Annotated in this window: 16 protein-coding genes (1 of these 16 cut by a window edge); 6 read left to right on the top strand and 10 right to left on the bottom strand. The window is 67.2% G+C overall.

Annotated features, from left to right (window positions below; all coding sequences use genetic code 11):
- Window positions 1-3: 3 nt before the first annotated feature.
- Window positions 4-654: a GNAT family N-acetyltransferase gene (locus tag AB0C34_RS16680; RefSeq protein ID WP_357072883.1), complete on the bottom strand. Its 651-nt coding sequence runs from the start codon at window positions 652-654 to the stop codon at window positions 4-6.
- Window positions 655-836: 182 nt separating this feature from the next.
- Entirely contained in the window at window positions 837-1,514 is a 678-nt protein-coding gene (locus AB0C34_RS16675) for a macro domain-containing protein (protein ID WP_357072881.1), read from the bottom strand.
- Window positions 1,515-1,618: 104 nt separating this feature from the next.
- Between AB0C34_RS16675 and AB0C34_RS16670 the strand changes: the two genes are divergently transcribed.
- Window positions 1,619-3,208, top strand: a complete 1,590-nt coding sequence (locus tag AB0C34_RS16670) for an ADP-ribosyltransferase domain-containing protein (RefSeq protein ID WP_357072878.1) — start codon at window positions 1,619-1,621, stop codon at window positions 3,206-3,208.
- Between the two features lie 83 nt (window positions 3,209-3,291).
- Here the strand turns inward: AB0C34_RS16670 and AB0C34_RS16665 are convergent, their stop codons facing one another.
- The 6 genes from AB0C34_RS16665 to AB0C34_RS16640 form a co-directional block, all read right to left on the bottom strand.
- Entirely contained in the window at window positions 3,292-5,241 is a 1,950-nt protein-coding gene (locus tag AB0C34_RS16665; RefSeq protein ID WP_357072875.1) for an acetoacetate--CoA ligase, read from the bottom strand.
- 31 nt (window positions 5,242-5,272) lie between these two features.
- Entirely contained in the window at window positions 5,273-6,085 is an 813-nt protein-coding gene (locus tag AB0C34_RS16660) for a CoA ester lyase (RefSeq protein WP_357072872.1), read from the bottom strand.
- A gap of 218 nt (window positions 6,086-6,303) precedes the next feature.
- The gene (locus AB0C34_RS16655) at window positions 6,304-6,789 is read right to left on the bottom strand and encodes a MaoC family dehydratase (RefSeq protein ID WP_357072869.1); all 486 of its coding nucleotides are present in this window, start codon (window positions 6,787-6,789) and stop codon (window positions 6,304-6,306) included.
- Window positions 6,786-7,946: an acyl-CoA dehydrogenase family protein gene (locus AB0C34_RS16650; protein WP_357072866.1), complete on the bottom strand. Its 1,161-nt coding sequence runs from the start codon at window positions 7,944-7,946 to the stop codon at window positions 6,786-6,788. Before AB0C34_RS16650 ends, AB0C34_RS16655 begins: the two co-directional genes overlap by 4 nt.
- Before the next feature lie 141 nt (window positions 7,947-8,087).
- Complete coding sequence (locus AB0C34_RS16645; protein WP_357072863.1) at window positions 8,088-10,139, bottom strand: acetyl/propionyl/methylcrotonyl-CoA carboxylase subunit alpha; 2,052 nt, start codon at window positions 10,137-10,139, stop codon at window positions 8,088-8,090.
- Between the two features lie 5 nt (window positions 10,140-10,144).
- Window positions 10,145-11,743, bottom strand: a complete 1,599-nt coding sequence (locus AB0C34_RS16640) for a carboxyl transferase domain-containing protein (RefSeq protein WP_357072860.1) — start codon at window positions 11,741-11,743, stop codon at window positions 10,145-10,147.
- Between the two features lie 93 nt (window positions 11,744-11,836).
- On the opposite strand from AB0C34_RS16640, the gene AB0C34_RS16635 reads away from it, so the two are divergent.
- Entirely contained in the window at window positions 11,837-12,430 is a 594-nt protein-coding gene (locus AB0C34_RS16635) for a TetR/AcrR family transcriptional regulator (protein WP_357072857.1), read from the top strand.
- 8 nt (window positions 12,431-12,438) lie between these two features.
- Here AB0C34_RS16635 and AB0C34_RS16630 read toward each other — a convergent pair whose 3' ends face one another.
- Window positions 12,439-13,185: a 3-hydroxybutyrate dehydrogenase gene (locus tag AB0C34_RS16630; protein WP_357072854.1), complete on the bottom strand. Its 747-nt coding sequence runs from the start codon at window positions 13,183-13,185 to the stop codon at window positions 12,439-12,441.
- Window positions 13,182-14,570 carry an MFS transporter gene (locus AB0C34_RS16625; protein WP_357072851.1) on the bottom strand — a complete coding sequence of 463 codons (1,389 nt, stop codon included), beginning with the start codon at window positions 14,568-14,570 and terminating at the stop codon, window positions 13,182-13,184. Before AB0C34_RS16625 ends, AB0C34_RS16630 begins: the two co-directional genes overlap by 4 nt.
- Before the next feature lie 142 nt (window positions 14,571-14,712).
- Here AB0C34_RS16625 and AB0C34_RS16620 point away from each other — a divergent pair, with 142 nt between their 5' ends.
- The 4 genes from AB0C34_RS16620 to AB0C34_RS16605 form a co-directional block, all read left to right on the top strand.
- Window positions 14,713-15,639 (top strand): LysR family transcriptional regulator, encoded by a 927-nt coding sequence (locus tag AB0C34_RS16620; RefSeq protein ID WP_357072848.1) that lies wholly within the window; start codon window positions 14,713-14,715, stop codon window positions 15,637-15,639.
- 177 nt (window positions 15,640-15,816) lie between these two features.
- Window positions 15,817-16,242: a PPOX class F420-dependent oxidoreductase gene (locus AB0C34_RS16615; protein ID WP_357072845.1), complete on the top strand. Its 426-nt coding sequence runs from the start codon at window positions 15,817-15,819 to the stop codon at window positions 16,240-16,242.
- 152 nt (window positions 16,243-16,394) lie between these two features.
- Entirely contained in the window at window positions 16,395-17,144 is a 750-nt protein-coding gene (gene cobM / locus AB0C34_RS16610; RefSeq protein ID WP_357072842.1) for a precorrin-4 C(11)-methyltransferase, read from the top strand.
- A gap of 354 nt (window positions 17,145-17,498) precedes the next feature.
- On the top strand, window positions 17,499-23,926 hold the 5' portion of the coding sequence (locus AB0C34_RS16605) for a non-ribosomal peptide synthase/polyketide synthase (protein ID WP_357072839.1). 37,828 nt of this gene lie beyond the right edge of the window; the window shows 6,428 of its 44,256 coding nt (coding positions 1-6,428); it begins with the start codon at window positions 17,499-17,501; its stop codon lies beyond the right edge, outside the window.

Here is a 23,926-nt window from a genome sequence, read left to right as displayed (position 1 = left end):
TGGCTAGCTCCCGGCGGCCGCCGAGCCATCAGCAGCCGCGCGCATCTGTTCAAGGATGAGTCGCCGCTGGGCACGTTCGAGAATCAGCGGAACCTGGGGCGCTGTCAGACCGGCCAACGCCATCGGGGGCGGTGTCTTGCGCCAGTCGTGGTCCGGCGGCACGCTCAGGACTTCCTCGAAGCCGAAGTGCCGGTGCATGGCCTCGGCCACGGTGCCGACCGTAGTGATCGAGTAGATATCGATGTCGCCCAGAAATTCCAGGCCCTGACGCATCAGGTGACTACCGACCTTGTGGCCCTGGTACTCGGGCAACACATGCCAGGCGACCAGCTGGCCCGTGCGGTCCGGACGGTAGATGGGCTGAATGTATCCGGCGACGTCGCCGTCCACGCGGGCAATGAAAATCGCTGAGCTGCCATCGGAGAGAAGCTTTCGATAGTCGTGGGGTTTACGTGAGGCCATGTCTGCGATCAGACGCTCCACACCACCGGTTTCGGCGCCGGGGAGATCTGCGTAGGCAATTCGGGAGGCGGCCAGCAGCGCGCGGACAATGTCATCCTCATCTGCCGCGGTGGCTCGAGCAATCTCGGGTGCACGCTTGATGACCGCGCCACCCGCCGGAGAGGTCGCTGTCATGGGAGATTCGGAGTTCATCGACCAAGTGTGACACCGCCTCATCCGGTTTTGGAGCCGTCATCCGCGGAACCCGTGAAGTGACATCCGAACCATCGAGCGCCCCTATGTCGCATGCGGTTTCGCCTGCCCACGATGTGCGCTGGACTTGGTCGACTTACACGGTCCACGGATGCGGTCGGACGATCAGCGACCGGCGCGGTTCAGCGGCCGGACCCGGGGCGCACCGGTCGCGCGATGCGTACCCGCTGGTCGTCGGGCGTATTCTCGATGTCGTCGAGTTGCGCGATGATCGTGCTGCGCAGGTCGTCGTAATCATCGAACGAGTAGTCGTTGAACAACGTGTAACCCGTCCACATCAGGTTGGCGCACACACGGGCAGGCACGTTGCCGGTTTCGGCGCCCATGCCGACCAACGCCACCGATGCGATGCTGCCTGGCGCGTCGTTGTTCTGCCGGTGGATCGCCTGGAACCCGGCGGCACACGCCAAGGCCACATTCAGGGTCTCGCTGACGTTCTGTTCGGACGTCTCCATTGTCGGCGTGGAGACCAGGTACCGCGGGTTTGTTGCCCCGGACGGAACGCATATCGCGCTGCCCACCGGAAGTCTCCCCGCGCACTGATCGCGGATCGCCCGTTGCACTCGCAGTTGAATTCCCGCTCCGAGGTGCTGCTTGATGACCGCGTCGACCCCGCCGTCCATCCGACCCCGAGAGTTGGTCGGGGTAACCCAGGCATCGACGCGCTTATCCAAGATCGAACCCTGGTGGATCTCGATCTCGGGGTTGTCGGCGAATGCCGCCCGCCACGCCTCCACCACGTGCGGGTTGATGTCGGTCAACACCACCCTCAGCGGCGCCTGCTTACGGTTCATGCTCATAATCCACTCCCATAGCGATGCGGTCTCTACGTCGTGCGCGACGCTACCGGTCCCGACCGACATGGCCGCTGTCCGAGGGCATTTCATGACCTATAGTGCCGGTGGTGAGCACGAATGATCCGCTGGCCCTGGCTGAATTGTTCAAAGGCGGCGGTGAAGCGTGGCTTCCCGTGCTGAAGCCGGTCATCGAGGCGCAGCCGAACGCCGCCATGTTCATGGGCCCGGGCCGTGGTCCGCACGTCGTCCCGGTGCGGGAACTGACCTTCCAAGCGCTCAAGCCCAATCCACCGCACAAGTGGAAGGTCGTCATCTTCGGCCAGAACCCGTACCCGCGGCCGGAGAGCGCCACCGGTATCGCCATGTTCGACAACACCTTCCACCACTGGAAGGATAGCCAGTTCGGCCGGGTCGTCAGCATCCGCTGCATTATCAAGGCAGCTGCGATGTGGAAGTACGGCATACCCAAGAAGACCCCGATCGCCGACATCCGTGCACTGTTGCACGAGCGCGACGCCGTTCAGCCCCCGGAATGGTTCCAGGCGATGCTCACCCAGGGTGTGCTGCTGCTGAACGCGGCGCTCACCGCCAGTAGCGACGGGGCGATGGGAACCGACCAGCACACTACGTTCTGGCGTCCTGTCGCCGAGCGGATCATCGAAGAGATCCTCGAGGCCAAGCAGAACGCGGACGAAGCCGACCGCGGTGTCGTCTTCGCGTGGTGGGGGTCCCACGCGCGCAGTGTGAAAAAAGTCGTCCTGCGACTCCAGCAGAAATACCCCCAGGTCGACGTCCGGCATGTAGACCACCCCAATCCGGCCGCACAGGGCGACATCTTTTGCGACGGTGACCATTTCGCCACAGTGAATGCGGCCCTCACGGCACTGGGCGCCGACGAGATCGACTGGTTGCCGAGCACCGGGTGGAACACGCGGGCGGCGGAAGCCGGTGGGACGGATCACGACATCGCCGAACGCATGGGCGCGTTCATCTCGTCCACCATGGAGTTACACCAGCTGTATCTCGAACGGCTGGCCGGGGTCAAGGACGAGGGCCTCGTCCTCCCCGCCATCACCGGTGTGTTCGACACCCCGCTCATGGATTTCCAGGACGCCATCGCTCCGGTCGCCGCACTGCTGTCCGGTCTCGATCAGCACGCCGAACTCTCGCACGAGTTCGGCAAGCGGCAGGCCGACCAGATAACCGATGGTCTGCCCGCCGCCGCGATCGCCGCACTGCACCTCTACACCTACGAGTCCGCGTTCTATCGGGAGATCAACACCGTCCTGCGCTCCCCGGACCGGGCGAAACTCACCCCATACCTGCCGTACCTGCGACTGCTGTTCTCGGCGGTCGCACGGCTTCCCGCCCGCAGCGAGCCGTTGTGGCGCGGTGTCTCGCTGGACCTGCGTGCGCAATACTCGCCAGGTCGGACCGTGACCTGGTGGGGAGTGTCCTCCTGCACGTCCGAGCCCAGTGTGGCGCGGGCATTCCTCGGGAGTCGCGGTAAGCGAACCCTCTTCGAGGTGCTGCCCACCCGGGCTGTGAGCATCCGCGATTTCTCCGCGTTCACCGAGGAAGAAGAATTCATCCTGCTGCCGGGCACGCAATTTCAGGTGACGGATGTCAAGGCCGAGCGCGGCGGGCTGTACATCGTGAAGTTGACCGAGTCGGACGAGCGACCCCTCGTGTCCTGAGCATCGAGCGCTACCGAGTACCGGTCCGCGATTCGCGGAGTTGTGCGCAGTGGAAGCCGAGGGCGTGGGGCTCGACCCAGATGTCAGTTGCTCCCGCTCGGGCGGATCGTGCCGTACCAGTCCAGCAGATCAGGGTTGTCGACCGCGCTGCGCTCGACCACGCGGGCCGGGTCCGCGCCCTGGAACAGTTTCTTGATCGGTACCTCGAGTTTCTTGCCGGTCCGGGTGTGCGGGATGCCGGGTGCCAGGATGATCTCGTCGGGGACATGCCGCGGCGACACCTCGGTGCGGATGGTGCTGTTGATGCGCGATTTCAGGTCTTCGGTCAGCTCTTCGCCCGGGGCCAGGACCACGAACAGTGGCATCCAGTACCCGCCGTCGGGCTGTTCGGCGCCGATCACCAGGGCCTCGGTGACCTCGGGCAGCCGCTCGACGGACTGGTAGATGTCCGCGCTTCCCATCCGAATGCCGTGCCGATTCAGCGTGGAATCGGAGCGCCCGTGCACGATGACGCTGTGGTGGTCGGTGATCGTGATCCAGTCGCCGTGCCGCCAGACGCCGGGATAGGTGTCGAAATACGCTTCGTGATAGCGCTTTCCGTCCTCGTCGCGCCAGAAGCGAACCGGCATGGACGGCATCGGCGCGGTGACGACGAGTTCGCCGACCTCCCCGCGCACCGGCTGCCCCGTCTGGTCGAAGGCGTCCAGCGCGACGCCGAGGTACGGCGCCGACAGTTCGCCCGGCCATACCGGCACGGTGCGGACGCCGCCGATGAACGCGGACACGACATCGGTCCCGCCGCTGATCGAGGAGACCTGAACTCGCTCGCCGACGTTCTCGCCGAGCCACAGCGCCGAAGAAGTGGGCAGCGAGGAACCGGTGATTCCGACGGTGCGCAGCGCGGACAGGTCATGGTCGGTGTGCGGCACCGAGCCCGCCTTGATGCAGGCGAGTACGTAACCGGGGCTGGTGCCGAGCACGGTGGCGCCCACTTCGGAGGCGATGCGCCACAACGAGTCCGGTGTCGGATAGGTGGGACTGCCGTCGTAGCAGACAATGGTCGCCCCGACCAACAGGCCCGCAACCTGGAAGTTCCACATCATCCAGCTCGGGCTGGTGTACCAGAAGAACGTGTCCTCGGGGCCGATGTCGGACTGTAGGGCCAGGGCTTTGAGGTGTTCGAGTACTACCCCGCCGTGCCCGTGCACGATGCCCTTGGGTAGCCCGGTGGTGCCGGAGGAGAACACGATCCATAGTGGATGATCGAAATCCACTGTCTCCGTGGTGATCACCGCAGATATCGCCTCGGTGTCGCTGACCGCTTCGTGCCACGGGGTCGCGTCCGGGACGTCGAGCCCCAACTGGGATACCGCGACGGTGGCGCGTAGCGTGCCGAGACCGGCTTGTAGTGCCGCGATGTCCGCGCGCTTGTCGTGCGCCTTGCCGGCGAAGCGGTAGCCGTCGGCGGTGACCAGGACCGTCGGCTCGAGCTGCCCGAGCCGGTCCAGCGCCGCCTTCGGCGAATAGTCCTGGCCGCAGGCGCTCCAGACCGCGCCGATACTCGCGGTCGCCAGAAACGCGACGATCGTCTCGGGAATGTTCGGCAGATAGCCGGCCACCCGGTCGCCAGGCCGCACGCCGAGCGAACGCAACGTGCGAGCGAAGGCGGCGGTGCTGTCGATCAACTCGGCCCAGGAGACTTCACGCACCGGACCGTCCTCGCTGACCGACTTGATCGCGGGGCGGTCGCTGCGCAACTGACGGATCACCTGATCGACATAGTTCAACCGGGTGCCGGGAAACCAATGCGCACCGGGCATTTCAGCGCTGCCCAGCACGTCGCCTGCCACGTCGCCCAGCGCGAAGTACTCCCATAGCATGCGCCAGAACCCGGCCAGGTCATCGACCGACCACTGCCACAACGCACGGTAGTCCGAGACCGGGGCCCCGGTGCGTTCCGCGACAAACGTCGCGAAGTCGGTGATGCGCGCCTGCGCGATGTCTGCTTCGGTGGGCACCCATTGTGGTTGCATCGCAGTCCTCCTGACTGTACGAACTAAGTGGTCAGGCGTGCTCGGCGCGCCGCACGATCTGCTCGGCATGCCGGAACACGGGGGCATCGACCATCCTGCCCTCGAAGGTGAAGACTCCGTGGTGCTTGGGCGCTTCGTCGAGTACCCCACGCGCCCAGACGATTTCGTCTTCCGAAGGGGCGTACGCCGCCCGGAGCGCCGGCACTTGGCTCGGATGGATCGCGACCTTCGCGTCGAAGCCGATCGCGACCGCGTCCAGAGCCTCCGCGCGTAGGCCGTCCAGATCGCGGATATCCAGGTACACCGAGTCCAACGCGAACTTCCCGTACGCCTTGGCGGCCAGCAGCGTGCTGGACCGGACATGGCGCGCCACATCCCGGTAGCTGCCGTCGGCTTGCCTGCTCGCGGCGCCGCCCAGCCCGGCGACCAAGTCCTCGGCACCCCACATGACGCCGATCGCGTTGCGGGCCAGTACGGCCCGCTCCACCGCGAGCGCGCCGAGCGGTGATTCGATCAGCGCGATCACCTCGAAATCCGGCAGCGCCGTGATGTGTTCGGCGGACTCGCATTTCGGCAGCATGATCCGGCGGTAGCCGGTCTCGGCCAGCGCCGCGAGATCGAGCGCGTGCTCGTCGGTATCCGCGGCGTTGACTCGGATCACGGTCCTCTCGGGGTCCAGTGCCGTGTCGACCAGCGCCGCGCGCGCCGCCGCCTTGTCGGCCGCGGCGACCCCGTCCTCCAGATCGAGGATCACCACATCGGCCACCGCGGCGGCCTTCCGATAGCGATCCGGCCGATCGGCCGGACAGAAAAGCCAGGCCGGACCGGCCATCTGCCAGGTCATGCTGTGTCCTTTCGAGCATGAGCGGGGCCCTTCGTGGTTACGCGGGGCTGCCGTCTTCGGGCCTGCCAGGTCATGCTGTGTCCTTTCGAGCATGAGCGGGGCCCTTCGTGGTTACGCGGGGCTGCCGTCTTCGGGCCTGACCGCTCATGCTGTGTCCTTTCGAGCATGAGCGGGGCCCTTCGTGGTTACGCGGGGCTGCCGTCTTCGGGCCTGACCGCTCATGCGGGTTCCGGGGCCTTGCGGACCAGTGTCTTGCGGACCGCGGTGGCGACGATGTCGCCGTGCTGGTTGCGTGCGGTGTGCGCGAAGGTGACGATGCCCTCGCCGGGGCGGCTCTTCGATTCGCGCTTGTCGCTGACCACTGTTTCGGCGTACATGGTGTCGCCGTGGAACAGAGGCTTGGGGAAGGCGATCTCGGAGAAACCCAGGTTGGCGACGATGGTGCCCTGGGTCAACTGCGCGACCGAGAGACCGACCAGCGTGGACAGCGTGAACATCGAATTCACCAGCCGCTGGTTGAACGGGGGCAGTTGCTCGCTGAACGCCGCGTCCAGGTGCAGCGCCTGGGTGTTCATGGTCAATGTGGTGAACAGGACATTGTCCGCCTCGGTGATGGTGCGGCCGGGCCGGTGCTCGTACACCACCTCGGTGTCGAACTCTTCGAACCACAGCCCGCGTTGCACCACCCTGCGCCGCGGCGTCACAACCCCAGCTCCCGCGCGATCAGCATCAGCTGCACCTCCGTTGTTCCCTCGCCGATTTCCAGGATCTTGCTGTCCCGATAGTGCCTGGCGACCGCGTATTCGTTCATGAACCCGTACCCGCCGAAGATCTGCGTCGCCTCGCGGGCGTTATCCATGGCGGCCTCGCTGGCCACGAGTTTCGCGATGGATGCCTGCTTCTTGAACGGCTTGCCCGCCAGCATCAATGCCGCGGCGTCGTAGTAGGCGGCGCGCGCGGCGTGGGCGCGCGCTTCCATCCTGGCGATCTTGAAGGCGATGGCCTGGTTGCGTCCGATCGCCTGGCCGAAAGCTTCGCGGTCCTTGGCGTAACGCACGCTCTCGTCCACACAGCCCTGCGCGGCGCCGACCGAGAGCGCGGCGATCGCGATCCGGCCCTCGTCCAGGATGCGCAGGAAGTTGGCATAGCCGCGGCCGCGTTCGCCAAGCAGGTTCTCCTCGGGCACACGCACGTCGGTGAAGCTGAGCGGATGGGTGTCGGAGGCATTCCAGCCGACCTTGTTGTAGGCGGGCTCGGCGACGAAGCCAGGTGTGTCGGTGGGCACCAGGATGGTGGAGATCTCCTTTTTGCCGCTGGAGTGCCCCGTCACGGCGGTTACCGTGACGAGCGCAGTGATGTCGGTGCCGGAATTGGTGATGAACTGCTTGCTGCCGTTGACGATCCATTCACCGCTGTCGGCGACCGCGGTGGTTCTGGTACCGCCCGCGTCGCTGCCCGCGCCGGGTTCGGTGAGCCCGAACGCGGCGAGATTGCGGCCGCTGGTCAGCCGCGGCAGCCATTCCCGCTTCTGCTTGTCGTCACCGAACCGATAGATCGGCATGACCCCGAGCGAGACGCCCGCCTCCAGAGTGATCGCGACGCTCTGATCGACCTTGCCCAGTTCCTCCAACGCCAGGCACAGCGCGAAGTAGTCGCCGCCCATGCCGCCGTACTCCTCGGGGAAAGGCAGCCCGAACAGCCCCATCTCGGCCATACCGGCGACCACTTCGTAGGGGAACGTGTGGTTCGCGTCGTGCTCGGCGGCGACGGGGGCGACCACCGACCGCGCGAAGTCGCGCACTGTCAGCGCGAGATCGCGGTACTCCTGCGGCAGCGTGCCGGTCGACAAGAAGTCGGTCATGCCATCTCCTTTTTCGCATGAGTGCAGCTCTCCGTGGTGACGATTCGCTGCCGCCTGTGGGCTCGACTCATGCTGTGTCTTTTTCCGCATGAGTGGAGCCCTTCGTGGTGATGCTTCGCTGCCGCCTCCGGCCTCGACCACTCATACGGGGATCCCTTCGTGTTCGGCGGGCTGCGGTTCGACGGGTGCGGCGACGATGCGTGCCAGCGTCTGGTCGAGACGCACCTGAGCACCGGGTTCGACCAGCAGTTCGACGGTTCCGGCGACCGGCGCGGTGAGCGTGTGCTCCATCTTCATCGCCTCCACGACGACGATCGCGGCGCCCGCCCGCACCGTCGCGCCCGCGACGACCGGTACCGCGATCACCGAGCCAGGCATCGGGCTGCGGATTTCGGCGTCACCGACCTGGTCGCTGTCGCCACGCACGCCGATCTCGGCGACTTCGCGCAGCACCGCGATGCCGGCCGGGCCGGCCACCCACAGCAGTCCGTCCTGCTCGGCGACCCGGTATTCGCGGCGCAGGCCGTCTGTGGTGAGGGTGAGCACTCCGGCGTACGGCTCGTCGCCGCCGATGAAGGTCGCGGTAAATAGCGATTCTTCGCCGTCACCGATGCGCACCGCACCGTCGGCTGGCGTGCCGGAGAGGTAGACGTGCTCGATTCGATCACCGCACGCGAGGCGAATCGGCGTCGGCGCGTCGGCCCCGATCCGCCACCCGGACGGGACCCTCCAGGGATCGCTCTGCGTTGTCGGCCAGCGCCGCAGCCAGTGGCAGGTGGCGGCGGCGGCGAACTCGTCGTCGCCAACAACCGCGGGAGCGAAATCGATGACCCTCCGGTCCAGCAGGCCGGTGTCCAGCCGTCCTTCGGCGACGTCGGGGTCGGCCAACAGAAAGCGCAGGAACTCGATATTGGTGGTGACGCCGAGCAGTACCGTATCGGCCAGCGCCCGATCGAGTTTTGCGAGCGCGGCGGTACGGTCGCTGGCGTGTGCGATGACCTTGGACAGCATCGGGTCGTAATCGCTTCCTACCAGCGTGCCGACCCGCAGACCCGAATCGACGCGCACCCCGTCGCCTTCCGGTTCGGCCAGTTCCAGCACCATGCCGCCGGTGGGCAGGAATCCGCGGGCGGGATCCTCGGCGTACACCCTGGCCTCGATCGCGTGCCCGACCATCCGCAGTTCGTCCTGCGCTACCGCGAGCTTCTGCCCGGCCGCCACGCGAACCTGGCATTCCACCAGGTCGACGCCGGTGACCAGTTCGGTCACCGGGTGCTCGACCTGGAGGCGGGTGTTCATCTCCATGAAGAAGAACTCGTCGGGACGGTCGGCGGAGACGATGAACTCCACGGTGCCCGCGCCGAGGTAATCCACGCTGCGCGCGGTGTTGCAGGCGGCGGCGCCGATCCTGGCCCTGGTGTCCGCGTCCAACAGCGGCGAGGGCGCCTCCTCGATCACCTTCTGATGGCGCCGCTGCAGGCTGCATTCGCGCTCACCCAGGTGCAGTACGGTGCCGAACCGATCGGCGAGGATCTGCACCTCGATGTGCCGGGGCCGGGTGACGAAGCGTTCCAGGAACAGGGTGTCGTCACCGAACGCGGCCGCGGCCTCGCGGCGTGCGCTCACCAGCGCGTCCGGCAGCAGGTCCGGATCGTCGACCCGGCGCATGCCTTTGCCTCCGCCGCCCGCGGAAGGCTTGACCAGCACTGGATAGCCGACCTCGGCCGCCGCGGCGATGAGTTCGTCGTCGGTCAGCCCGGGTTTCGCGATGCCGGGCACCACGGGGACGCCGAACGCGGCGACGGTGTTCTTCGCGGCGATCTTGTCACCCATCACCTCGATGGCCCGGGCCGACGGCCCGAGGAAGACGATGCCCGCCTCGGCGAGTGCGGCGGCGAACGCGGCATTCTCGGAGAGGAAACCGTAGCCGGGATGCACCGCTTGCGCGCCGGTGCGCACGGCGGCGGCCACGACCTTGTCGATCGCGAGGTAACTCGCCCGGGCGGCCGCGGGGCCCAGACGAACCGCGATATCGGCCGCCTGAACGTGCCTCGCGTCGGCGTCGGCATCGCTGTAGACGGCCACCGAACGAATGCCCATGGCCCGCAACGTGCGGATCACGCGCACTGCGATCTCGCCGCGGTTGGCGACGAGCACCGTGTCGAATTCGACCGGAACGGATTGGTTCAGCATCGCGATCACATCCGGAAGACGCCGTAGGAGACGGGTTCGAGCGGAGCTTGCGCACATACCGAAAGGGCAAGTCCGAGTATGGTTCTGGTATCGGCCGGGTCGATCACGCCGTCGTCCCAGAGGCGGGCGGTCGAGTAGTAAGGATTGCCCTGGCTCTCGTATTGATCACGAATCGGGGCCTTGAACGCTTCCTCTTGTTCGCTCGACCACGGTTGCCCGCTGCTGTCGAGTTGGTCGCCACGCACCGTGGACAGCACCGAGGCCGCCTGCTCGCCGCCCATCACCGAGATCCTGGCATTGGGCCACATCCACAGGAACCGTGGTGAATACGCACGCCCGCACATCGAGTAGTTGCCCGCGCCATAGGAGCCGCCGATCACCACGGTCAGCTTCGGCACCCGCGCGCACGCCACGGCGGTGACCATCTTGGCGCCGTGCTTGGCGATGCCGCCGGCTTCGTAGTCGCGGCCGACCATGAATCCGGTGATGTTCTGCAGGAACAGCAGCGGGATCTTGCGCTTGTCGCACAGCTCGATGAAATGCGCGCCCTTCATGGCCGATTCGCTGAACAGCACGCCATTGTTGGCGACGATGCCCACCGGGTGGCCGTGGATCCGCGCGAAGCCGGTGACCAGGGTCTTGCCGTACTCGGCCTTGAACTCGTGAAAACCGCTCGCGCCGCCGCCGGTTCCGTCCACCACGCGGTGGATGACCTCGCGCGCGTCGTAGGGCGTGCGCAGGTCGACGGGGACCACGTCGTACAGCTCCGATTCCGGCGCCGCGGGTGCGACAGTGGGTAGCACCTCCCACGGGTTCGGCTCGCGCGGGCCGAGCGTGGCCACGATGCGGCGTACGATGCGCAGCGCGTCTTGGTCGTCTTCGGCGAGGTGGTCGGTGACCCCCGACGTGCGCGAGTGCAGTTCGCCGCCGCCGAGTTCCTCGGCCGTGACCACCTCGCCGGTCGCGGCCTTCACCAGCGGTGGCCCCCCGAGGAAGATGGTGCCCTGGTCGCGCACGATCACGGCCTCGTCGCTCATCGCCGGCACGTAGGCGCCGCCGGCGGTGCACGAGCCGAGTACCGCGGCGATCTGCGGGATTGCCTTGGCGCTCATGGTCGCCTGGTTGTAGAAGATCCGCCCGAAGTGCTCCCGGTCGGGGAATACCTCGTCCTGGCGCGGCAGGTACGCACCGCCGGAGTCGACCAGGTACAGGCAGGGCAGTCGGTTCTGCAGTGCGATCTCCTGCGCGCGCAGATGCTTCTTCACCGTCATGGGGTAATAGGTGCCGCCTTTGACCGTGGCGTCGTTGGCGACGATCACGCATTCGCGCCCGGACACTCGACCGATGCCGGTGATGATCCCGGCGCCGGGAGACTCGTCGCCGTACATCCCGGTCGCGGCGAGCGGCGAGAGCTCGAGGAACGGGCTGCCCGGGTCGAGCAGCTGGTCCACTCGCTGCCTGGGCAGCAGTTTGCCGCGCGCGACGTGGCGATCGCGTGCCTTCGCGGGTCCGCCCAGCGCCGCGGCGGCCAGGCGGGTACGCAGGTCGTGGGCGAGCGCCGCGTGCGCGGCGCGGTTGCCGACGGCCTCTTCGGTAACGGTCATCACGCCATCCTGTCGTCCAGTTAGTCGACGATAACTGAAATTCAGGTTAGTCTTGGTTAACCGAGCTGTCCACATCGGGGGAAAGGAGCGGGGGTGACCAGCGTAGAAACCGTCACGCTCACTCGCCGTGAGCGGTTGAAAGCGGAACGTCGAGTGCAGTTGCTGGAGGCCGGGGCCCGGCTGATCGCCGACCGTGGGTTCCTCGGCATGCGGCTCGACGATCTCGGCGCCGCCGTCGGAATCAGCGGCCCCGCGGTCTACCGCCACTTCCCGAACAAGGAGGCGTTGCTGGTCGAGTTGCTCGTCGGCGTGAGTCAGCGGCTGCTCGACGGCGGCAACGCGGTGGTGGCGGCGACCACCTCCGCGCGGGAGGCGTTGGCCGGGCTGGTCGACCACCACCTGGACTTCGCGCTCGGCGAGCCGGAGTTGATCCGCATCCAGGATCGCGACCTGGACAACGTGCCCACCGCGGCTCGCCACGAGATCCGCCGCACCCAGCGCCACTACGTGGAGATCTGGGTGGCGGTGCTGTGCGAGTTGCATCCGGAGTTACCCGAGGAGGCGGCGCGGGTGCAGGCCCACGCCGTCTTCGGTCTGATCAACTCCACCCCGTACAGCGCGACCACGGCGACCGCGGTCCGGGCCAGGCCCGTGCTGCGCGCCATGGCACTGGCCGCCCTCGGCTGAGCACGCCCTCATCGCGCGCTCCAGCCGCCGTCCATGGTGTAGGACGCGCCGGTGACCATGCCCGCGCTCGGCGACGCGAGCCAGCCCACCAGCGCCGCGACCTCCGCCGGCTCGACGAGACGCTTGATCACGCTCTCGGTGAGCAGGATCTTCTCGACCACCTCCTGCTCAGCGATACCATGCGCGATCGCTTGGTCGGCGATCTGCTTGTCCACCAGTGGGGTTCGGACATAGCCGGGGTTGACGCAGTTGCTCGTCACACCGTGGCGGCCGCCTTCGAGCGCGGTGACCTTCGACAGGCCCTCCAGGCCATGCTTGGCCGTCACATAGGCGACCTTGTACTCCGAGGCGCGTAGGCCGTGCACCGAAGAGATATTGATGATGCGTCCGAAGCCCTGCCGGTACATGTGCGGCAGGGCCGCGCGCACCAGCAGAAACGGCGCCTCGACCATCAGTCGGAGTAGATCGCGGAACTGTGCCGGCGCGAAGTCCTCGATCGGGCTGATGTGTTGCACCCCGGCATTGTTGACCAGGATGTCGGTCGACAGCTCCAGCGATTCCAGCGCCTCGACGTCGAGCAGGTCCACCGCCCAGGACTTTCCGCCCAGTTCACCAGCCAGGGTCTCGGCGGCGCCAGCATCGATGTCGGCGATGGTGACCTGGGCGCCGCGGGCGGTCAACTCCCGAGCGCACGCCGCGCCGATCCCGCTCGCGCCACCGGTGACCAGGGCGGAACGTCCGTCGAGGTCGCTCATCGCACCGCCGCTTTCGCGGTCGACGCGCCGAGGCTTTCGACGTCCGCGAGGTCGACGCTCTCCAAGGTCAGTCCCTTCGTCTCGGTGGCCGCGAGCACCGCGATCACGGTGATCGCCGCCGCGCCCGCCAGGTACCAGGCGATCGGCACCGCGGAGTGGTAGGTGTTGAGCAGCCGGACCGCGATGATCGGCGCCAGCGACCCGGCCACGATCGAGGTGACCTGGTAGCCGAGGGACACTCCGGAATAGCGCATCCGGGTGGGGAACATCTCCGCCATGATCGCGGGCTGTCCGGCGTACATCAGCGCGTGGAAGACCAGGCCGATGATGATGGCCGACATGATGACCAGGTTGTGGCCGCTGTCCATCATCGGGAAGGCGAAGAAACCCCAGGTGCCCGCGGTCAGCGCCCCCACCAGGTAGACCGGCCGTCTGCCGAAGCGGTCGGACAGGATGCCCACGAGCGGGATCATCACGAAATGCACCGCGTGCGCGGCGAGCAGCCACCACAGGATCACCGTGGTGTCGACGTGCACCTGCACCTTGAGGTAGGTGATGGTGAAGGTGACCACCAGGTAGTACATGACGTTCTCGCCGAATCGCAGCCCCATGGCGACGAGCACACCGCGCGGGTAGCGGCGCAGCACCTCGACGACGCTGAGCGAAGTCGACTTGATCTGTTCGGCTTCTTTCTGCGCCGCGACGAAAATCGGCGCGTCGGTGATCTTCGTGCGGATGTAGTAACCGATCAGCACCACCACCGCGGACAGCCAGAAAGCCACTCGCCAACCCCAGCTGAGGAACGCGGCGTCCGACAGGGTGGACGTGAGCACGAGCAGCGCCACGGTCGCCAGTAGGTTGCCCGCGGGTACGCCCGCCTGCGGCCAGCTCGCCCAGAAGCCGCGCGCGCGACTCGGGCTGTGTTCGGCGACGAGCAGGACCGCGCCGCCCCACTCACCGCCGACCGCGAATCCCTGGATGAAGCGGAGTACGACAAGTAGTGCGGGTGCCCAATATCCGATCTGCGCGAAGGTCGGTAGACAGCCCATCAAGAAGGTGGCGGCGCCGACCAGCACCAGGCTGAATTGCAGCAGCTTCTTACGGCCGTACTTGTCGCCGAAGTGCCCGAAGACGATGCCGCCGAGCGGACGTGCCGCGAAGCCGACCGCGTAGGTGATGAAAGCGGCCAGGATCGCGTCCAGATCGCTGGTGCCTTGGGCGAAGAACACCTTGCTGAACACGAGTGTGGCGGCGGTGCCGTAGAGAAAGAATTCGTACCATTCGACCACCGTGCCCGCCATCGACGCGGCCACGACGCGCTTCAGGCCGGTCGGTGCCCCGTCCGGGCTGCCGCCCGTGGGCCACAATGTAGTTCGCACGCTCATCGAACACTCCTTTGTGCCGGGGGCCACCGTCGACAGGTGATGTGATGGCCCCCACAATCCGTTGGCTGCACCGAAGTATTCGTGCAGGTCTTCCGCGTCCGCAATGACCAGATCCGCACGGTATGTCTGCGAGAATGCAGATATGAGCGCGGTGTCACCAGGATCTGCGCGTCGACCCAGCGCGGATGATCTGCTGGTTCTGCTGGCGGTCGGCCGGTCCGGCCGGTTCGTCTCGGCTGCCGAGGAGCTCGGCATCAACCACACCACGATCTCCCGCCGTATCGCCGCGCTGGAGCAAACCCTGGGTGGTCGGGTGCTGACGCGGGTGGCGGGCGGCTGGGAACTCACCGACCTCGGGCGCGAGGCGTTGGCCGCGGCCGAAGCCGTGGAATCGGCGGTGAAATCGCTCGCCGCCGACGCCACCGGAAACCGTGTGCTGCGCGGAGTCGTTCGTGTCTCGGCCACGGATGGATTCAGCGCGTACCTCGCCGCGCCCGCGGCTGCCGAGGTGCGGCGACGGCATCCGAAGATCGCCGTCGAGATCGTGGCGACGACCCGGCGGGCTTCCCAACAGCGCTCGGGTCTGGATATCGAAGTGGTGGTCGGCGAACCACAAGTCCACCGGGCGACGGCCTTCCGTCTGGCCGATTACTGCCTCGGCCTCTACGGCTCCCGAGACTTCCTGCGGGAAAACGGAACTCCGCGCGGGATCGTCGACCTGGCACGATATCCGCTGGTCTACTTCATCGAGTCCATGCTCCAAGTCGACGACCTCGACTTGGCCTCCAGTTTCGTTCCCACCATGCGTGAATCGGTGACATCCACCAACGTTTTCGTTCACGTCGAGGCCACCCGTGCTGCCGCGGGCCTCGGCCTGCTGCCCTGCTTCATGGCCGACCGGCACTCCGACCTCGTCCGGGTCCTCGCCGACGAGATCACTGTGACATTGGCGTATTGGCTTGTCGCTCGGGCGGAGACACTGCGTAGACCGGAGGTCGCGGCAGTTGTCGACGCGATTCGGGCCAGAGTGCACGCCCAGCGCCAGGCACTCCTGGGCCTCCCACACTGATTCCGCAGCGTTCGAGAAATCGTCTGATCACGCCGGGCGCGCGTTCGCAACAGTGCGATCGAGACTTGCGGCGACAGCGCTGTTCGACCGAGCGGACCGCCGGCGGCGATCCGGAAGTCCGCGCGACATGCCCACTCGGTGACCGTCGCGACAGCGAAGACGACCTAGGGTGGGCGGATGGCCTCACTTGTGGATCCCGATGTGCGCGAGTTTCTCGGCCACGGCACCCGGACGGGCAAGGTGGCGTTCGTCACCGCCGACGGTAGGCCGATGGTGACGCCGGTGTGGTTCATCGTCGACGGCGGCGAGCTGGTCTTCAATACGGGTAAGTCCTCGAGTAAAGGCAGGGCGTTCGCCAGGGACGGACGCGTCGCGGTATGCGTCGACGCGGAGACACCGCCGTACCCGTCGATCCAGGTCCAGGGCAACGTGACGCTCTCGGAGGACCCGGACGAACTGTTGCGGATCGCCACCGCGATCGCCGGACGCTATGTGGGTGCGGATCGGGCCGAGGAATTCGGAAAGCGCAACGGAGTGCCTGGGGAACTGGTGGTCCGAGTGCGGCCTTCGAAGGTGATCGCCCACTTCGACGCGATCGGCTGACCCGCCGATCCTCGTCCGGTCGCCGCGCTTCCCGCGGTGTGCTCTGCGCGCACGGCGCACCTCTGCGATGTACCCCGGGGTGGTTCGTCGATGTCGGCGGCGGTCGTCGCGGACGAGCAGTCGGGGAGCGGGACGGGCATAGACTCGCGAGTATGACCGTGCATTTCATCGGGGCCGGGCCGGGCGCGGCCGACCTGCTGACAGTGCGTGCGGTCGAGTTGTTGCGTACCGCGCCGGTGTGTTTGTTCGCCGGCACCTACCTGGACCCGGATGTGCTGGCGTATTGCGCGCCCGAGGCCGAACTGATCGACACCCAGCATCTCGACCTCGACCAGATCACGGACCACTTGGTGCGCGCCGACACCGCGGGTGACGATGTGGCCCGGTTGTGCTCAGGGGACCCGTCGCTGTATTCGGCGCTGGCCGAGCAGACCCGCAGGCTCGACGCGTACGGCATCTCCTGGGATGTCACGCCTGGAGTGCCCGCCTACGCCGCCGCGGCAGCGCTGCTCGGCGCCGAGTTGACCGTGCCGGAACTCGTCCAGTCGGTCGTGCTCACCCGCACCCAGGCCCGCTCGACCGCCATGCCCGAGCGCGAGGCCCTGTCGAACTTCGCCACCACCGGCGCCACCCTGGTGCTGCATTTGGCCGTCACCCGCGTACGTGCGCTTGCCGCCGAGCTCACCGCCGACTATGGCCCGGACTGCCCGGTCGCCGTCGTCTATCGCGCCAGCCAGCCTGGGCAACTGGTTCTGCGCGGTACCCTGACCGACATCGCCGACCAGGTCGAAGACGTGGGGGTGCGGCAGGCCGCGGTGATTTTGGTGGGGCGTGCGCTGTCGTCCACCGAGTCGTGCGCCGGATCCCACCTCTACGATCCAGCTCGCCTGCGCCGATCCTGACCGCCGGATGCCCGTGCGTCCGCGATGTGAGAACGACAACAGGGCCACCACAACGCCACTGCCTGTGGTGATGTCGATCAGCTATGACGATTGGTTGGTCGGGTGCCTACCGCGACGGTAGATTGATCCGGTGATTCGCAATGACAGTCCCGGCAGAGCCGGTCGCAGGGCGTTGGGCACGGTCGAACTCATGTAACGAGATCGGCCTTGAACAGATAGTTCGAATGAACATTATTTGCCTGATTGATATGAGAATTGAACCCGGAGATGCAGGCGCCACGCTTGGATAGGTGAGCGTCCCGTCCGGGTGTCGTCGGGGAGCGCTTGCGTGGTGTTCCGGAAGCGAGGTTACGGTTGGACCGGCTGGATTTCGGCGGAAACGGCGAAACTGGTGGCGAACGGGCACACGCGGGTACTGGGGCGGAACCCGGCCTGCTGCCGCCCGAAACCTTCCCGTTGTCTCCTGCCCAGCTGGGCATCTGGTACGCGCAGCATGTCGACCCGCAGGTGCCGGTCAACATCGCGCAGTACGTCGACCTCCGCGGCGAGCTCGACGTAGAGCTGCTGTCGCGCGCGAGTGTCGACGCGTCGCATGAGATGGGCTCCGGGTTCCTGCGCATCATCGAGCGCGACGGGCAGCCGTTGCAGTTCGTCGACCACAGCATCGGCGCCTACGACGGCGTCGAGTATGTCGATCTGCGTGGCAACGATGATCCGGAAGCGGCCGCACAGAGGTGGATGCGCGCGGAATACAGCCGCCCCATCGACCTGACCACCGACCGGCTGGTCAAATCCGCGGCGCTGCGGCTGTCCGACGATCACTGGTACTGGTATTCGCGGGCGCACCACATCGCCTTCGACGGCTTCGGCTCCATGACCTTCGTCAACCGGATCGCCGAGCTGTACACGGCGTACGTCGCTGGTGTCGAGCCGGAGGTAGCCAAGTCCACCGACCTGCGCACGCTCTACAAGCAGGAGATCGCCTACCGCGACAGCACCCGTTTCGCTTCCGACCAGGAATACTGGGCCGAGCGGGTCGCGGGGCTGGAGGAAGGCACCAGCCTGACCGGGCGCTCCGCGCCGCCCGCGGCGATCAACGGCATCGCCAGCGCCGCGTTGTCGGACGAACAGAACACGCTGCTGGACGCGGCAGTCGCGCGACACGATTCGTCGCCCGCGGGATTGCTGCTCGCGGGATTCGCGGCATATCTGGCGCAGTGGAACGGCGTCGAGGACGTCATCCTCAGCCTGCCGGTGACCGCACGCACCACCGCCGCGATGCGCCGCTCCGGCGGCGTGTCGTCGAACATCGTGCCGCTGCGACTGCACGTGGGCCACGACACCACAGTGACCGAGCTGCTCGGGCAGGTCCAGATCGAGGTGTCCGGTGCGCTGCGCCACCAGCGGTACCGGCACGAGGACATCCGCCGTGACGCGGCCGGCGACGGCGTGGTGACCACCCAGTTCTTCGGGCCGTGGGTCAACATCATGCTGTTCCACGACCAGCTGGTGCTCGGGCCGATTGTCGGCCAACTCAGCCTGCTGTCCACCGGCAGCATCGAGGACCTCGGCGTCAACTTCTACCGATCGGTCGCGGGCACCCGTTCGCACATCGACTTCGAGACCAACCCGAACCTCTACACCGAGGACGAGGCACACCGGCAGCACGGCCGCTTTCTCGAGTTCTTCGAGCGCTTCCTCGCCGCCGACGCGGACTCGGCGGTGTGGGGTCTACCGCTCACCACGTCCGACGAGCGCGATCGGACGCTGCTGGAGTGGAACGACTCCGAGCAGGAGGTTCCGGATACCACGCTCGCCGCGCTGCTCGACGCCCAGATGCCGCTCACCCCGGACAACATCGCGCTCGTTTTCGAGGGCGCGACGCTGACCTACGCGGAGTTCGACGCGCGGGTCAACCGACTGGCCCGGTGTCTGATCGCCGATGGCGTCGGCCCGGAATCGCTGGTCGCGCTGGGTATGCGCCGCTCTGTTGAGCTGGTGATCGGTATGCACGCGGTGCTGAAGGCCGGTGGCGCGTATGTGCCGATCGATCCGGATCATCCGGCCGATCGCACCGCCTACATCCTCGACAGCGCCGCTCCGGTGTGTGTGCTGACGCTGTCCTCGGACGATCTCGAGTTGCCCGAATCGGTACGCCGGGTGGAGATCGACACGTTGGACGTGTCGGAATACTCGGACGCCCCGATCACCGACGCCGACCGGCTCGCCACGCTCCGGCCGGGCAACACCGCCTACGTCATCTATACCTCGGGGTCGACCGGTCGGCCCAAGGGCGTCGCGGTCACACACCACGCGATCGTCAACCAGCAACTGTGGATGCTCGACGAGTATCGGCTGACCGCCGAGGACGTATACCTGCAGAAGACCGCGACCACGTTCGATGTGTCGCTGTGGGGTTACTTCCTTCCGCTGATGGTGGGCGCCACGCTGGTCATCGCGTCGCCGGACGGCCATCGCGACCCGCTGTACGTCGCGGACATGATCGAACGGCACGGGGTCACCGTGACCGACTTCGTCCCTTCGATGCTCACGGTGTTCGTCGAGCACGCAACCCCGGCCCAATGCGCCACGCTGCGTACGGTTTTCGTGATCGGTGAGGCGCTGCCGCCGGAGACCGCGTCGAAGTTCAGAGCGATCACCGCTGATGGTCGCGCCGCGGGCGCCGTTCCCGCTGGGCTACACAACCTGTACGGCCCGACCGAGGCCGCGGTCTCGGTGACCTACTGGGAGGCGACGGCCGCCGACACGGTGACCGTGCCAATCGGCATTCCGGAGTGGAATGTCGAGGTCTATGTTTTGGATTCGCGGCTGCGTCCGGCCGCGATCGGCGCGCCGGGAGAGCTGTACCTGGGCGGACGCCAGCTGGCCCGCGGCTACCGCGGACGCTCGGACCTGACCTCGGACCGATTCGTCGCCAACCCGCTGTCCTCGACGGGCGAGCGGATGTATCGCACCGGTGACCTGGTGCGCTGGAACGACGCGGGAACGCTGGAGTACATCGGCCGCACCGACTTCCAGGTGAAGTTCCGCGGCCAGCGCATCGAGCTCGGTGAGATCGAGACCGATCTGCTCGCCCATCCCGCGGTCAGCCAGGCGATTGTGCTGGTTGTGGACACCGCCACCGGCCAGCAGTTGGTCGCCTACGTCGTCGCGGCGCCCGGCCGGACCGTGGATCCGGTGGAACTGAGCAGGTTCGCGGCGGAGAAACTCCCGAACTACATGGTGCCCGCGTCCATCATGGTGCTGGACGCCTTCCCGCTCAACACCAGCGGCAAGCTGGACCGCAAGGCTCTGCCGGAGCCGGTGTTCAGCGCCGACGCGGGCGGATTCCGGGCGGCACGCACCCAGGCCGAGCAGATCGTGGCGGGCATCTTCGCCGATGTGCTGAGCCAGGGCCGGATCGGCATCGACGACAACTTCTTCGACCTCGGCGGTAACTCGCTGGTCGCGACCCAGGTGGTGGCCCGGATCGGCGCGGCCTTCGGCACCCAGATCGGGGTGCGCGCGCTGTTCGAGACCCCTACCGTCGCCGGAATCGCGGCGCGTGTGGAGAATACCGCCCCCACCGACGCCGCCCGCCCGCCACTGGTGGCCCAGCAGCTGCCGGACCGGGTTCCGCTGTCGCTCGCGCAGCAGCGCATGTGGTTCATCAACCAGTTCGACCCGACCGTGCCGACCTACAACCTGCCGTTCGTGGTGCGGTTGCGCGGCCGAGTGGATCCGGACGCGTTGCAGACCGCGTTGCTCGACGTGGTCGAACGCCAGCAGTCGCTGCGCACGATCTTCCCGGAGTCCGGGGACGGCGGGTATCAGCAGGTGCTGCCGGTCGACCAGGTACACCTCGGAATCGAGGTGCAGCCGATCGACGAAGCCGTACTGCCCGGTGCGCTGGCCGAATTCGCTGCGCGCGGGTTCGACGTGTCGCACGAGTTGCCGATCCGGGTTCGGATCTTCGCGGTCTCCGGTGCGCGCGGCAACGGGGTGGCCGACTACGCGGTCGCGTTCGTGGTGCACCATATCGCGGCCGACGGTTTCTCGTTCGGCCCGCTGGCGCGCGACGTGGCCTCCGCCTACCTGGCCCGCGCCGCGGGCGAGGCGCCGAGCTGGGCCCCGCTACCGGTGCAGTACCAGGACTTCAGCGTCTGGCAGCGCGAACTGCTCGGCGCCGAGTCCGATCCCGCCTCGATGGCCGCTCGCGAAATCGCCTATTGGCGGCGGGCTTTGGCGGGTCTACCGGATCAACTCGACCTGCCCGCGGATCGCGCACGCCCCTCGGTACAGAGCTTCCACGGCAGTCGAGTGAGCTTCGAGGTCGACATCGCGCTGCACGAACGCCTGGTCGCGCTGGCCCGCGCCCAGGGCGTCAGCCTGTTCATGGTGATGCACGCCTCGCTGGCGGTGCTGCTCGCCCGGTTGTCCGGCACCGGCGACATCGCCATCGGAACCCCGGTGGCCGGGCGTGGCGAGCAGGCGCTCGATGACGTGATCGGCATGTTCGTCAACACCCTGGTGCTGCGCTCGGAGGTGGACGGCAACGAACGGTTCGCCGACTTCCTCGCCAGGACACGGGAAACCGATCTCGCCGCGTTCGCATTCTCGGACGTGCCGTTCGAGCGGCTGGTCGAGGTGCTCAACCCGACCCGTTCGCAGGCGCGCCACCCGCTGTTCCAGGTGATGCTGTCGTTCCAGGAGATGTCGCACGCGGCCCTGGAACTGCCGGGGTTCTCGGCCACCGCCGACGAGCTCGAGGTCGACATCGCCAAGTTCGACCTGCAATGGACCGTCACCGAGGAGCGGGGAGCGCGGGGTGAGCCCGTCGGCATGGCGGCCGTGATCTCGTTCGCCACCGACCTGTTCGACGCTGCGACGGTCACCGAATTCGGGCGCCGCTACCTGCGCGTGCTCGAAGCCGCCGTCTCCGCCCCGGATGTCCCGGTTCGCGACATCGAGATTCTCGACGACGCCGAACGCACCATGGTGCTGACCGAATGGAATCGCACCGCGTACGACGTGCCCGCGACCACCGTGCTCGAACTGTTCGAGCGGCAGGTGCGGACGCGGCCCGACGATATCGCCGTGGTGTTCGACGGCGCAGGGCGCGACACAGCCGCGCTCGGCCCGCGGACCACGCTGACCTACGCCGAGTTCGCGGCGCGCGTGAATCGTCTGGCGCGCAAACTGATCGCCGAGGGTGTAGGTCCGGAGTCACTGGTCGCCGTCGGTATCCGCCGGTCGGTGGACATGCTGGTCGCCCTCTACGCCACCATGACCGCGGGCGGTGGCTACGTGCCGATCGACCCGGACCACCCGGCCGAGCGCACCGACTACGTGCTGGCCAGCTCGGCACCGGTCTGTGTGCTCACCACCACCACGGACAACGTCACCGCCGCCGAGGTGCCGGTACTCGTCACGGACACGCTGGACCTGAGTGAGTTCGGCGACGAACCGGTCACCGATGCCGAGCGCCGAGCGCCACTGCGCGCGGCGAACACGGCCTACGTGCTCTACACCTCCGGCTCCACCGGGCGCCCCAAGGGTGTCGCGGTGAGTCACGCCAGTGTGGTCAACCAGATCGCCTGGATCACGGCGGAATACCGGATCAACCCGGCCGACGTGATCCTGCAGAAGACGCCGGTCACCTTCGACGTCTCGGTGTGGGAGCTGTTCGGCACCTTGGCCGTCGGCGCGCGCATGGTGATCGCCGCCCCCGACGGCCACCGCGACCCGATGTATCTGTCGGACACCATCGGACAGCACCGGGTCACCATGACCTCGTTCGTGCCCTCGATGCTCTCGGTGTTCGCGGGCGCCGCGTCGTCGGCCGAATGCGCGTCGCTGCGTGCGGTTCTCGTCGCCGGTGAGGCGCTGCCGCCGACCACGGTCACCGCGTTCCGGCACTTCTCCACCGCCGCGGTGCACAACCTGTACGGACCCACCGAATTCACCGTGCATGCCACCGCCTGGCATCTCAACGAGGTCGCACCCAGCACGGTGCCGATCGGGCGCCCGGTACGGAACGCGCAGACCTACGTCTTGGACGAGGGCCTGAACCCGGTTCCGGTCGGCGTGGCCGGCGAGCTGTATCTGGGCGGTGCGCAAACCGCCCGCGGCTACCACGGTCGCGCCGACCTGTCCGCGGAACGTTTTGTCGCCGACCCGTTCGGCGCGCCCGGCTCCCGGCTGTATCGCACCGGTGACCTGGTGCGCTGGGTGCAGCCGCGCGATCCCGAGGTGGGCAACGCCGGTGTGCTGGAGTACATCGGCCGCACCGACTTCCAGGTGAAGTTCCGCGGCCAGCGCATCGAACTCGGCGAGATCGAGACCGCCCTGCTCGAGCACCCCGCGGTCACCCAGGCCGTGGTACTGGTCATCGATACCGTCGCGGGCGACCAGTTGGTCGCCTACGTGGTCACGCCAGGTGGTCCGGTCGACATCGACAACATCAAGAACGTTCTGCATCGCACGCTGCCCGCGTACATGGTGCCGTCGGCGATCGTGGTGCTCGAGTCGTTTCCGCTCAACCCCTCCGGCAAACTCGACCGCAAGGCCCTGCCCGCGCCGGTGTTCGAGGTGCGCGAGTTCCGTGCACCTACCACGCCGATCGAGGAGATCGTCGCGCAGATTTTCGGCGAGGTGCTCGGCGTCACCCGGGTCGGCGTCGACGACGACTTCTTCGAGCTGGGTGGCAACTCGCTGATCGCGACGCAGGTCGCCTCCCGGCTGGGCATCGCGCTGGACACCCGGGTGCCGGTGCGCATGCT

This window comes from Nocardia sp. NPDC049220 (assembly GCF_040647855.1).
Lineage (GTDB): Bacteria > Actinomycetota > Actinomycetes > Mycobacteriales > Mycobacteriaceae > Nocardia.
This window is presented reverse-complemented; position numbering and strand designations above follow the sequence as displayed.

Excerpts from the sequence above, each read along its gene's own strand:
- AB0C34_RS16640 (WP_357072860.1), bottom strand. The coding sequence starts at position 11,743 with ATGACCGTTACCGAAGAGGCCGTCGGCAACCGCGCCGCGCACGCGGCG.
- AB0C34_RS16630 (WP_357072854.1), bottom strand. The coding sequence starts at position 13,185 with ATGAGCGACCTCGACGGACGTTCCGCCCTGGTCACCGGTGGCGCGAGC.
- AB0C34_RS16625 (WP_357072851.1), bottom strand. The coding sequence starts at position 14,570 with ATGAGCGTGCGAACTACATTGTGGCCCACGGGCGGCAGCCCGGACGGG.
- AB0C34_RS16650 (WP_357072866.1), bottom strand. The coding sequence starts at position 7,946 with ATGACCGACTTCTTGTCGACCGGCACGCTGCCGCAGGAGTACCGCGAT.
- AB0C34_RS16675 (WP_357072881.1), bottom strand. The coding sequence starts at position 1,514 with ATGAGCATGAACCGTAAGCAGGCGCCGCTGAGGGTGGTGTTGACCGAC.
- cobM (WP_357072842.1), top strand. The coding sequence starts at position 16,395 with ATGACCGTGCATTTCATCGGGGCCGGGCCGGGCGCGGCCGACCTGCTG.
- AB0C34_RS16615 (WP_357072845.1), top strand. The coding sequence starts at position 15,817 with ATGGCCTCACTTGTGGATCCCGATGTGCGCGAGTTTCTCGGCCACGGC.
- AB0C34_RS16660 (WP_357072872.1), bottom strand. The coding sequence starts at position 6,085 with ATGACCTGGCAGATGGCCGGTCCGGCCTGGCTTTTCTGTCCGGCCGAT.
- AB0C34_RS16620 (WP_357072848.1), top strand. The coding sequence starts at position 14,713 with ATGAGCGCGGTGTCACCAGGATCTGCGCGTCGACCCAGCGCGGATGAT.
- AB0C34_RS16665 (WP_357072875.1), bottom strand. The coding sequence starts at position 5,241 with ATGCAACCACAATGGGTGCCCACCGAAGCAGACATCGCGCAGGCGCGC.
- AB0C34_RS16645 (WP_357072863.1), bottom strand. The coding sequence starts at position 10,139 with ATGCTGAACCAATCCGTTCCGGTCGAATTCGACACGGTGCTCGTCGCC.
- AB0C34_RS16680 (WP_357072883.1), bottom strand. The coding sequence starts at position 654 with ATGAACTCCGAATCTCCCATGACAGCGACCTCTCCGGCGGGTGGCGCG.